This window comes from Nocardioides ganghwensis, assembly GCF_014779655.1.
GTDB classification, from domain to species: Bacteria; Actinomycetota; Actinomycetes; order Propionibacteriales; family Nocardioidaceae; genus Nocardioides; species Nocardioides ganghwensis.
The window spans coordinates 16,548-26,464 of sequence record NZ_JACXYX010000022.1; the positions used below are offsets into that span (position 1 = coordinate 16,548).

At 73.5% G+C, this 9,917-nt stretch carries 13 protein-coding genes; 8 read left to right on the forward strand and 5 right to left on the reverse strand.

What is annotated here, in order from left to right:
* Nucleotides 1-127 precede the first annotated feature (127 nt).
* The 3 genes from IEZ24_RS19645 to mobA are packed head-to-tail and all read right to left on the reverse strand — an operon-like array spanning nucleotide 128 to nucleotide 2,049.
* Nucleotides 128-1,096 carry an NAD(P)H-quinone oxidoreductase gene (locus IEZ24_RS19645; RefSeq protein WP_129456775.1) on the reverse strand — a complete coding sequence of 323 codons (969 nt, stop codon included), beginning with the start codon at nucleotides 1,094-1,096 and terminating at the stop codon, nucleotides 128-130.
* A 3-nt stretch (nucleotides 1,097-1,099) separates the two neighbouring features.
* On the reverse strand, nucleotides 1,100-1,423 hold the full coding sequence (locus tag IEZ24_RS19650; protein ID WP_129456774.1) for a DUF6457 domain-containing protein: 324 nt from the start codon (nucleotides 1,421-1,423) through the stop codon (nucleotides 1,100-1,102).
* 47 nt (nucleotides 1,424-1,470) lie between these two features.
* On the reverse strand, nucleotides 1,471-2,049 hold the full coding sequence (mobA, locus tag IEZ24_RS19655; RefSeq protein WP_129456773.1) for a molybdenum cofactor guanylyltransferase: 579 nt from the start codon (nucleotides 2,047-2,049) through the stop codon (nucleotides 1,471-1,473).
* A 26-nt stretch (nucleotides 2,050-2,075) separates the two neighbouring features.
* Between mobA and IEZ24_RS19660 the strand changes: the two genes are divergently transcribed.
* From IEZ24_RS19660 to IEZ24_RS19685, 6 genes are all read left to right on the forward strand, one after another.
* The gene (locus IEZ24_RS19660; protein ID WP_129456772.1) at nucleotides 2,076-2,843 is read left to right on the forward strand and encodes a carbon-nitrogen hydrolase family protein; all 768 of its coding nucleotides are present in this window, start codon (nucleotides 2,076-2,078) and stop codon (nucleotides 2,841-2,843) included.
* An 11-nt stretch (nucleotides 2,844-2,854) separates the two neighbouring features.
* A complete protein-coding gene (locus tag IEZ24_RS19665) occupies nucleotides 2,855-4,141 on the forward strand; it encodes a hypothetical protein (protein ID WP_129456771.1) in 1,287 nt (428 codons plus the stop codon).
* A 65-nt stretch (nucleotides 4,142-4,206) separates the two neighbouring features.
* Nucleotides 4,207-4,434 carry a biotin/lipoyl-binding carrier protein gene (locus IEZ24_RS19670; protein WP_129456770.1) on the forward strand — a complete coding sequence of 76 codons (228 nt, stop codon included), beginning with the start codon at nucleotides 4,207-4,209 and terminating at the stop codon, nucleotides 4,432-4,434.
* Between the two features lie 39 nt (nucleotides 4,435-4,473).
* Nucleotides 4,474-5,133 (forward strand): Pr6Pr family membrane protein, encoded by a 660-nt coding sequence (locus IEZ24_RS19675; RefSeq protein ID WP_129456769.1) that lies wholly within the window; start codon nucleotides 4,474-4,476, stop codon nucleotides 5,131-5,133.
* Complete coding sequence (locus IEZ24_RS19680) at nucleotides 5,126-5,500, forward strand: hypothetical protein (RefSeq protein WP_129456768.1); 375 nt, start codon at nucleotides 5,126-5,128, stop codon at nucleotides 5,498-5,500. The genes IEZ24_RS19675 and IEZ24_RS19680 overlap by 8 nt, the downstream gene beginning before the upstream one ends.
* Nucleotides 5,501-5,537: 37 nt before the next feature.
* Complete coding sequence (locus IEZ24_RS19685; RefSeq protein ID WP_129456767.1) at nucleotides 5,538-6,548, forward strand: aldo/keto reductase family protein; 1,011 nt, start codon at nucleotides 5,538-5,540, stop codon at nucleotides 6,546-6,548.
* Nucleotides 6,549-6,762: 214 nt separating this feature from the next.
* On the opposite strand, the gene IEZ24_RS19690 is transcribed toward IEZ24_RS19685, so the two are convergent.
* Nucleotides 6,763-8,028 (reverse strand): MFS transporter, encoded by a 1,266-nt coding sequence (locus IEZ24_RS19690; RefSeq protein ID WP_129456766.1) that lies wholly within the window; start codon nucleotides 8,026-8,028, stop codon nucleotides 6,763-6,765.
* Nucleotides 8,029-8,108: 80 nt separating this feature from the next.
* Here IEZ24_RS19690 and IEZ24_RS19695 point away from each other — a divergent pair, with 80 nt between their 5' ends.
* Together IEZ24_RS19695 and IEZ24_RS19700 are read left to right on the forward strand one after the other, a co-directional pair.
* The gene (locus tag IEZ24_RS19695; protein WP_129456765.1) at nucleotides 8,109-8,474 is read left to right on the forward strand and encodes an ArsR/SmtB family transcription factor; all 366 of its coding nucleotides are present in this window, start codon (nucleotides 8,109-8,111) and stop codon (nucleotides 8,472-8,474) included.
* The gene (locus IEZ24_RS19700; protein WP_129456764.1) at nucleotides 8,474-9,253 is read left to right on the forward strand and encodes a cation diffusion facilitator family transporter; all 780 of its coding nucleotides are present in this window, start codon (nucleotides 8,474-8,476) and stop codon (nucleotides 9,251-9,253) included. Before IEZ24_RS19695 ends, IEZ24_RS19700 begins: the two co-directional genes overlap by 1 nt.
* Here IEZ24_RS19700 and IEZ24_RS19705 read toward each other — a convergent pair.
* On the reverse strand, nucleotides 9,232-9,870 hold the full coding sequence (locus IEZ24_RS19705; RefSeq protein ID WP_191192886.1) for a vitamin K epoxide reductase family protein: 639 nt from the start codon (nucleotides 9,868-9,870) through the stop codon (nucleotides 9,232-9,234). The two genes, IEZ24_RS19700 and IEZ24_RS19705, sit on opposite strands and share 22 nt — an antisense overlap.
* Between the last annotated feature and the right edge of the window lie 47 nt (nucleotides 9,871-9,917).

Here is a 9,917-nt window from a genome sequence, read left to right on the forward strand (position 1 = left end):
GCCAACCCTAGTCGCGCGCCCGAAGCCCGCGGGGCGGTGGCCACGGCGTACGAGCGGTGAGTGACGCAGGTTCTGGGCGGCGCGCGAAAAGCTGTCCCACTCACCGCCCACGAGGTCGAGCAGGACCTCAGAGGGTCAGGACGATCTTCCCCGCGCGCCCGCCGTCCTCCATCAGCTGGTGGGCGCGGGCGACGTCCTCGAGCGGCATCGTGGTCTCGACGATCGGGCGTACGCGTCCGGCCGCGACGAGCGGCCAGACGTTCTCCACGACCTCGCAGCAGATCTTCGCCTTCTCGACGAGCGGCCGCGCCCGCAGCGAGGTCGCGGTGACGGAGCCCCGCTTGCGCAGCAGGGCGCTGATGTCGAGCTCGCCCTTGGTGCCGCCCTGGAAGCCGATGATCACCAGGCGTCCGTTGGTCGCGAGCGCGGAGACGTTGCGGCCGAGGTACTTCGCACCCATGTTGTCGAGGATGACGTCGGCGCCGCCCACCTCGGTGAGCACCTCGACGAAGTCCTCGTCGCGATAGCTGATCGCCCGCGTGGCGCCCAGCGAGCGGCACAGCTCGAGCGTCTCGGGGGACCCGGCGGTGGTGTACACCTCGGCACCGCGCGCCGCCGCGAGCTGGATGGCCATCGTGCCGATGCCGCCGCCCCCGCCGTGGACGAGGAAGCGCTCGCCCTTGTCGAGGTGGGCGGTCATGAAGACGTTGGACCACACCGTGGCCGCGACCTCCGGCAGGCAGGCCGCCTCGACCAGGGAGACGCCGGCCGGCACCGGCATGACCTGTCCGACCGGCACGGCGACGCGCGAGGCGTACCCGCCACCGGACAGCAGCGCGCACACCTCGTCGCCGACCGACCAGCCCTCGACGCCCTCGCCGAGCTCGGTGATCCGGCCGCTGCACTCGAGCCCGATGATCTCCGAGGCCCCGGGCGGGGGCGGGTAGTACCCCATCCGCTGGAGGGTGTCCGCGCGGTTGACCGCGGTCGCGACGACGTCGACGAGGACCTCGCCGGCGCCCGGACGCGGGTCCTCGACCTCGCCGACGGACAGGACCTCGGGGCCACCGTCACCGGCGGTCACGACTGCGCGCACGGATCAGTCCTCGTACTCGTCGTCGGTGTGGTCGACCGTCGAGTCGTCGGGCACGTCGTCGTCGATGTCGTCGGGGTCCGGCGCGTCGGCGGGCCGGTCCCAGCTCTCCGCGAGCTGCTGGGCCTTGGCGGCCAGCCGCTCGATGGTCTCCGGGTCGGCGTCGCGGGCGCCGGCGGCGACGCCGAGGAGGTACGCCGTGAGGGGCGCTGCGGTCTTCTGCACGTTCTGGGCCGCCGTGCGGGCGATGTCGAGGATCAGCCCCTCGTCGACCTCGGTCTCGACGTCCAGGACGTCGCTGAGCTCGTCGATCCAGTCGTGGAGATTCACGAGCCCAATGTCTCGCACCCCACCCGGGTGCGGCAAGGGAGCGGCACTCAGCGGCCCAGGTCGCGCAGGTCCGCCCACGAGTCGACGTCGACCGCCTCCTCGCCGGCCGACGCCACCTCCGCCAGGTCGAGGGGCGCGAGGAGCCGGTGCAGCGCCATCCCGTGCTGCCCCTCCAGGTCCGGGCGTACGGCCGCCAGGCGGGCCGCGTCGAGCACGCCGGCGAGCTGCCGGCGCCCGTCGCCGTCGACGAGGAACGCCCCGTCGCGACCGGTCGCCGCCTCGCGCAGGCGCCGCATCGTCGCCGCGGTCACCCGGGGCATGTCGACCGCCAGCACGCCGACGAGGCGCGGCGTGCGCAGCAATGCGTCGACGCCGGTGAGCAGTCCGGCGACCGGTCCGCCGCGCGGGGGGTCCTCGGTGACGAACGTGACCGGCCGCTCGGTCCGGACGCCGGCGGGTCCCACGACGACCACCTCGTCGGCGTCGAGGAAGGCGTCGACGGCGTACGCCAGGAAGGTCCGCCCGGCGAGCTCGACGCCCGCCTTGTCGACCCCGTCCATCCGCGCCGCCGTACCTCCGGCGAGCACCACGCCGCAGAAGCCGCCGGCGGTGAGGTCGAGGTCCATGCCCGCATCGTGTCAGTCTTGGCTCCATGAGCGATCAGCTGCGGGTGCGCGTCCACCAGTGGGCGAGCGGGCTCGACCCCGCCGACAACCGCGCACGCCTGGCGCAGGGGGTCGAGCCCGGGGCCGACCTCGTCGTCCTCCCTGAGGCCTTCGCCCGCGACTTCGGCGAGGCGGGGTCCGACGTCAGCGCCCACGCCGAGGCACTCGACGGACCCTTCGCCGGCGAGGTCGCCCGCGTCGCCGCCACCACCGGCTCCACCGTCGTGGCCGGCATGTTCGAGACCTCGCAGGACCCGGCCCGGCCCTACAACACCCTCGTCGTGGGCGGTGCCGACACGGCGGCCTACCGCAAGATCCACCTCTACGACTCCTTCGGCTACCGCGAGTCGGACCGCCTGACGGGCGGCCCGCTCGAGCCGGCCGTGGTCGAGGTGGCGGGCTGGCAGGTCGGCCTGATGACCTGCTACGACCTGCGGTTCCCCGAGCTCGCCAGGCGTCTCGTCGACGCCGGGGCCGAGGTGCTGGTCGTGCCGGCCGCCTGGCTGCCGGGTGAGCGCAAGGTCACCCACTGGCGCACGCTGCTCGCCGCGCGGGCCATCGAGAACACCTGCTTCGTCATCGGTGCGGGCCAGCCCGAGCCGCGCTACGTCGGGCACTCCGCGGTCTTCGGGCCGCTCGGTGACACGCTCGTCGAGGCCGACGGGCACGAGCAGGTCCTCGAGGCGGTGCTCGAGCGCCGCGACCTCGACGAGGCCCGCCGCACCAATCCGTCGCTGGCCAACCGTCGGCTGTAACCTCCTGCGTCGTGTCTTCCCCCTCCTCCGACAGCCCCCGCGGGTCCTCCCGCGGCAAGCGGGCTGCCGAGCGGCCGCCGTCCCGGCTGCGCCGCAACCGGAGGGCCGACGCGTCGCGGGGGCGTACGGCTGCGGCCCATGCGCCGGCCTCGGCGCCGCCCCCCGAGCGGGAGGTCGTCCCGCCCCCGCCCGCCCCGGCCGCGCCCGCCCCGACCGCCGCGACCGCACCGACACCGCCGGCCGCCCCGGCTGCCTCGGCTGCCTCGCCTGAGCCGGTCGAGGTCTTCCCCGACGGGCCCCGCCGCTCGCTGCTGGCCTTCTGGTTCCTGGTCCTCGCCCTCGGCGCCGCCGCGCTGGGCTGGTCGGTGGTCACGGGGGCCTTCAGCGACCACCAGCCGATCAGCGACCTCGCCCCGGTGCCGGAGTGGCTCGACGGTGCCGGTGCCGTGGCTGTCGTCACCTCGTTGTCCTGGTTCCTCGCGACCCGGACCGCGGGCCGCGCCCTGATCTCCGCCGGGCTGGCCCTGACGCTCGGCGTCGCCAGCCTGGTCGTCGGCGGGCGGGTGCTGCCCACCGGCGCGGCGGTGATGACCTGCGTCGTCGGCAGCGTGTACGCCGTGATGGTCACCGTCCCCGCGGTCACCGGTCTCAAGGCGGTGCGCGAGGCCCTCATCGCGGCGCTGGTCGCCTCGGTCACGGCGTTCGCGGCGGTGGGCTTCGAGCCGACCGTCGCCACCGAACGCTTCGAGATCGTCGCCCTGCTCCTCGCGCTGGCCCTCGTCCTCGCGATCGTCTACCGGCTCGGCGCGGGCCTCCACGGCCTCGGCCGCCGCGGGATGATCGTCGTCGCGATCGGTCTCGGCGTGCTCTTCGCGACGCTCGCCTACGCCGAGCTCCTGCGCCGCTACGGCGCCCAGACCTTCGTCTCCTCGGTGCTCGACTTCGCCGACTGGACGTCTGCGCGCATCGGCGCCTTCCCGCGGCCGCTGGTGGTGCTGCTCGGCGTCCCGGCGCTCGTGTGGGGCACCCACGTCCGCGCGCGCCGGCGCCAGGGCTGGTGGTTCTGCGCCTTCGGCGTCGCGGCCACCGTGCCGCTGGCGACGGGCCTCGTCGCCCCCGACAGCTCCTACCTCGAGGCCGGCCTGCGCGCGGCGTACTCCGTCGTCCTCGGCCTCGTCGTCGGCTACCTGGTGATCCGCGCCGACCTCGCGCTCACCGGTCCCAAGGGCAAGCGCGGGCGCCGCGCCGAGGAGGCCGGACCGCACCGGCCCGAGCCGCGCCGCTTCGCCGAGCTGTGACGAGCTGTGACGAGCTGTGGTGACCGATCCCGGCGTACGCCCGGGTAACCGCTAGCGTCGACCGCATGGCCCGCACCACGTCCCTCGAGATCGTCTCCGAGCTGGTCGCCAACGTGCTGACCATCGAGGTCGCCGAGGGCGACCGCGTCGAGGCCGGCGACACCGTGGTGCTGCTGGAGTCGATGAAGATGGAGATCCCGGTGCTCGCCGAGCGCGGTGGCACCGTCACCGCGATCAAGGTGACCGTCGGCGACGTCGTGCAGGACGGCGACGTCCTCGTCGTCGTGGACTGAGCCCTCGTCGCGGCCGGACCGGCTCCCTACTCTCCTGCCATGACTCCCGCGCGCGCCCGCACGGTGCACCTCGTGGTCGCCGCCGTCGCGTGGGGCGCCGTCGTGTTCCAGCTCGCTCTGGTCCTGGGCGGCTCGGCCGTCCTCGTCGAGGAGGACCCGCCCGGGAGGGGCGAGAGGATCTACCGCTTCTTCGCCTACTTCACCATCCAGAGCAACCTCCTCGTCGCCGTCGCCTCCACGGTGCTCGCCCACGACCCCGAGGCGGACCGGCGGTGGTGGCGCGTGGTGCGGGTCGCGGGGCTGGCAGGGATCACGGTGACCGGGGTGGTGCACTTCCTCCTGCTGCGCCCGCTCCTCGACCTCGACGGGGCGGACTGGGTCGCCGACAAGCTGCTGCACATGGTCGTGCCGGTCCTCGCGGTCGCCGCCTGGGCGTGGTGCGGCCCGCGCCCGCGCGTCCACCTGCGCGAGACGGCGTACGCGCTGTGCTGGCCGGTCGCGTGGGTCGTCTGGACGCTGGTCGTCGGGCAGGTCGACGGCTGGGTGCCCTACCCGTTCCTCGACGCGTCCGAGGAGGGCTGGGGTGCGGTCGTGGTCGCGTGCGTGGGGATCACGGTGCTGTTCCTCGCCGTCTTCGCGGGTTACGGCTGGCTCGACCGGCGGCTGCGGTCGGCGCCCGGGGGACCGCGACATGCCTGACGCCCCGGTCCGACGGTGGTCGCGACGGATCGTCCACCCCCGGCTGACGCTCACCACGAGCGATCCCGACGCCACGCTCCGGGAGGTCGAGGCGTCCCTGGGCGACAAGGGCTTCCGCACCACGGCCAGCAGCGACGGCTTCCGCGCGAAGCGGCGTCCGTGGCTCGCCTGGCTGGCGGCCGCCGCGTCCACCTCGTGCGTGCTCCTCGTCGAGCCGACGTCCCCGAGCACCGTCGTCGTCGACGTCGAGGGCACGGGCAACCACCCGGCGCCGGACCGCGTCGCCGAGGCCCTGACCGCCGCCGTACGCCGCCTCGCCGCCGCCGGGGTCGAGGTGTCGTGGGGCGACTGGGAGGCGACCGCCTGAGCCCCGCCCTTGGAGCGCCCTCGCTAGTGTCGGGAGCATGGAATTCCGATACCTCGGCAACAGCGGACTGAAGATCTCCGAGATCACCTACGGCAACTGGCTCACCCACGGCTCCCAGGTCGAGAACGACGTCGCCACGCAGTGCGTGCGTGCCGCGCTCGACGAGGGGATCTCGACCTTCGACACCGCCGACGTCTACGCCAACACCGCCGCGGAGACCGTCCTCGGCGAGGCGCTGAAGGGCGAGCGCCGCGAGTCGCTCGAGATCTTCACGAAGGTCTACTGGCCCACCGGCCCCGGCGGCAAGAACGACACCGGCCTCTCCCGCAAGCACATCATGGAGTCGATCAACGGCTCGCTGAAGCGTCTGCAGACCGACTACGTCGACCTCTACCAGGCGCACCGCTACGACGTGGAGACCCCGCTCGAGGAGACGATGCAGGCCTTCGCCGACATCGTGCGCCAGGGCAAGGCGCTCTACATCGGCGTCAGCGAGTGGACCGCCGACCAGATCCGCGCCGGCGTGGAGCTCTCGAAGGAGCTCGGCTTCCAGCTGATCTCCAGCCAGCCCCAGTACTCGATGCTCTGGCGCGTCATCGAGGACGAGGTCGTGCCGACCTCGCGTGAGCTCGGCGTCTCGCAGATCGTGTGGAGCCCGATCGCGCAGGGCGTGCTCACCGGCAAGTACAAGCCCGGCCAGGCCCCGCCCGAGGGGTCGCGCGCCACCGACACCAAGGGTGGCGCCGACATGATCTCGCGCTTCATGCGCGACGACGTGCTCTCCGCCGTGCAGGACCTCGAGCCGATCGCGAAGGACTGCGACCTGACGATGGCCCAGCTCGCCATCGCCTGGGTGCTGCAGAACGACAACGTCGCCGCCGCCCTCGTCGGCGCCTCCCGCCCCGAGCAGGTCGCCGACAACGTCAAGGCCGCCGGCGTGGAGCTCGACGCCGACGTCATGAAGCGCATCGACGACGCGCTCGGCGACGTCGTGGTGCGCGACCCCGCCAAGACCGCCGAGGGGATGCCGAAGACCCGCGTCGCCTGACCGCGGCAGGCCCCCCGGGTAACGGGTCCGTGTGCACACTCCCGCCCCCACCCGCGGGGGCGGGAGTGCCCGTTTCGGGCAGTTACCGGGAGTGGAGGTCGGCCCAGGCGACGCTCGCCTCGAGCGTGGCGCGTACGTCTCCCGAGGTCACGTCGTGCGTCGTCCAGGTGTGCGGCGCCGGCACGGACGCCGCTACCGCCGCACGGTGCGCGGCTCAGGCCACCCGCGTCACCCGGTAGCGCACGAAGGCCGGCACCGCGAGCGCCGCGACGACAGTGAAGACGACGACCAGTACGCCGCCGCCGGCCGCGGCGACGGCGGCCCCCGTGGCGGCTGCGGCGGCGCCGTGCGCGACGTCGGCGATCCGGGGACCGCCGGCGACCACCACGATGAAGATGCCCTGGAGCCGGCCGCGGACCGCGTCGTCGGCAGCGGCCTGCAGCATCGACGTGCGGAAGGCCGCCGACGCCATGTCGGCGGCGCCACCGACGGCGAGCATGAGGACGGCGACGACCAGGAGGAGCCCCGGCGCGAAGGGGGCGAGCATGGCGGCGACGCCGAAGCCGACCATCGCCAGGCCCCACACGAGGATGCACACGATCACCGCGAGGCCCTGGCGCTCGACCCGCGAGACCCAGCCGGAGAGCACCCCGCCGACCACGGCTCCGGCGGGGATGGCGGCGAACAGCAGCGCGAAGGCCAGGCCGCCCTCGCTCGGGCCGCCGAAGTCGACGTCGGCCATCTCGGGGAACAGCGCCCGCGGCATCCCGAACACCATCGCGATGATGTCGACGACGAACGACATCATCAGCACCGGCTGGGTGCGCAGGTAGCGGAAGCCGTCGACGACCGCGCGGATCCCCGGCGTCACGGTCGCGCCCATCACCGGCAGGGGCGGGAGGCGTACGACGGCGCCGAGCGTCGCGAAGAGCGTGAGGGTGTCGAGCAGGTAGAGCCACGAGAACCCGATCAGCGGGATCAGCGCGCCACCGACGAGCGGCCCGGCGATGCCGCCGGCCTGCATGACGGTCATGTTGAGGGAGTTCGCCGCCGGCAGCAGCTCCTTGTCGATGATCCGCGGCAGCAGCGCCGACCGGGTCGGCTGGTTGACCGCGAAGAACGCCTGCTGCACCGCGAAGAGCGACAGCAGCAGCCACACGTCCTCGGCGCCGAGCGCGGCCTGGAGCCAGAACCCCGCGCTCGTGGCGATCAGCCCCAGGGTCGTGATGAGCAGCAGCGTCCGCCGGTCGAAGACGTCGGCGAGCGCCCCGCCCCAGAGCCCGAAGACCACCAGCGGGACCAGTCCGAAGACGCCGGTCAGCCCGACGTACGCCGACGAGCCGGTCATCGCGTAGATCTGCGCGGGCACTGCCACGACGGTCAGCTGGGCGCCGATCACGGTGACGATGTTGGCTCGCCAGAGGCGCTTGAAGTGCGGGTTGGCGAGCGGGCGGGTGTCCGCCAGCAGTCGCTTCTCCACCCGCGCAGGCTAGGCGACGGCGTACGCGCGGTCGGGACGGGCCTTGACCCGCGGACCCGAAGGCCACGTATCATCGCCACATGACGATGACAGCGTCCGTCGACGAAGCAACTGGGCTCACGGCGGCCGCCTGCCTGTTCCACGGCTTCTCGGACCCGTCCCGGCTCTCGATCCTGCGCCACCTCGCCCTCGGCGAGCACCGGGTCGTCGACCTCACCGCCCATCTCGGCCTGGCCCAGAGCACCGTCTCCCAGCACCTGGCCTGCCTGCGGGACTGCGGCCTGGTCAGCTCGCGCCCGCAGGGGCGCGCATCGTTGTGGTCGCTCGAGCACCCCGAGACGGTCATGGAGCTGATGGGCTCTGCCGAGCGCCTGCTGGGGCTGACCGGGTACGCCGTCACCCTGTGCCCGACCTACGGTCCCGACGCGCTCCACGTGGAGGGCTGATGGTCACCGCGCCCGCCGACCGCGCCCGTCTGGGGCGCCGCGCCCAGCTGCTCGCGGCCGCCTCGGTCTCCTACAACCTCGTCGAGGCGGTCGTCGCGATCTCCGCGGGCCTCGTCGCCGGGTCGGTCGCCCTGGTCGGGTTCGGCCTCGACTCCGTCGTCGAGGTCTCCAGCGGGCTGATCATCCTGTGGCAGTTCCGCCACCCCCTCCCCGAGTCGCGCGAGCGGATGGCGCTCCGGCTGATGGCGGTCTCGTTCTTCGTCCTGGCGGCCTACGTCGGCTTCGAGTCCGTCCGGGTCCTGGTGGTCGGTCACGACCCGGAGTCGTCCTCGGTGGGCATCGGGCTGGCCATGGCCTCCCTCGCCGTCATGCCCCTCCTCTCCTGGGCCCAGCGGCGCACCGGCAAGGCCCTCGGCTCCAACGCCGTCGTGGCCGACTCGACACAGACGCTGCTGTGCACCTGTCTCTCGGCCGTCCTGCTCGTCGGACTGCTCCTCAACGCCACCCTCGGGTGGTCGTGGGCCGACCCGCTCGCCGGCCTGGTGATCGCCGCGATCGCGATCAGGGAGGGCCGCGAGGCCTGGCGCGGCGAGGGTTGCTGCGGCTCGATCGGGTCCGCGGGCACGCACCCCGCCGGCGCCTGCGCGTGCGGCACCGGCTGCGGCTGCGGGTCCGCGGCGGGCGGCCAGCCGTCGCACGCGGACGTCGTCGGACCGGCGGGGCGACCCGTCCGGCCGCTCGGCGGGGCCCGGGCGGCTCAGACCAGCGACGACCAGTAGGACCAGAACCGCTCGAGGACCAGCAGCACGACGAGCAGGAACGTGCCGAACACGAGCGGACCGCGCCAGTCCCGCAGGACGCTCCCCAGCCAGCCGCCGGAGGGCGCCCCGAGCACACCGGCGGCCGCGTTGCGCGCCGTGACGTACCAGAACAGCGGGATGACGACCGCCCACACCACCATGCAGTAGGGGCACAGTGCGCCGATGCGGTAGAGGCTCTGGAAGACGAGCCAGGCGACGAAGACCATCGCCAGGGTGACACCGGCCTGCAGGCCGGCCCAGTACCACCGGGCCAACCGGGCACCGGCCAGCATGGCAGCGCCGGTCGCGATGACGACGGGGAAGGCGGCCACGCCGATCACCGGGTTGGGGAAGCCGAGCAGCGACGCCTGCGCGGACTCCATCACGTTGCCGCAGCTCAGCACGGGGTTGATGCTGCACGTCGGGACGTAGCCGCTGTCCTCGGCGAGCCGGATCCGCTCGACGAGCAGCACGGCCGCGGCGACCAGGCCGACGAGGCCGCCCACGAGGAGGCCGATCGCGAGGGGTCGTTCCTGCGGCTCGCCGGTGGTGGCGTACGTGCTCATGGCGAGCGGGTCTCCTCGGTGCGGGGTCATGTCGCCCCCATCCTCCGGCATCTCGCCAACCGCGGGTGAGACACTGT

Coding starts and splice junctions, on each gene's coding strand:
- IEZ24_RS19675 (WP_129456769.1), top strand. CDS start 4,474: ATGACTCCCGCGCGCGCCCGCACGGTGCACCTCGTGGTCGCCGCCGTC.
- IEZ24_RS19700 (WP_129456764.1), top strand. CDS start 8,474: ATGGTCACCGCGCCCGCCGACCGCGCCCGTCTGGGGCGCCGCGCCCAG.
- IEZ24_RS19705 (WP_191192886.1), bottom strand. CDS start 9,870: ATGACCCCGCACCGAGGAGACCCGCTCGCCATGAGCACGTACGCCACC.
- IEZ24_RS19685 (WP_129456767.1), top strand. CDS start 5,538: ATGGAATTCCGATACCTCGGCAACAGCGGACTGAAGATCTCCGAGATC.
- IEZ24_RS19680 (WP_129456768.1), top strand. CDS start 5,126: ATGCCTGACGCCCCGGTCCGACGGTGGTCGCGACGGATCGTCCACCCC.
- IEZ24_RS19670 (WP_129456770.1), top strand. CDS start 4,207: ATGGCCCGCACCACGTCCCTCGAGATCGTCTCCGAGCTGGTCGCCAAC.
- IEZ24_RS19660 (WP_129456772.1), top strand. CDS start 2,076: ATGAGCGATCAGCTGCGGGTGCGCGTCCACCAGTGGGCGAGCGGGCTC.
- mobA (WP_129456773.1), bottom strand. CDS start 2,049: ATGGACCTCGACCTCACCGCCGGCGGCTTCTGCGGCGTGGTGCTCGCC.
- IEZ24_RS19695 (WP_129456765.1), top strand. CDS start 8,109: ATGACGATGACAGCGTCCGTCGACGAAGCAACTGGGCTCACGGCGGCC.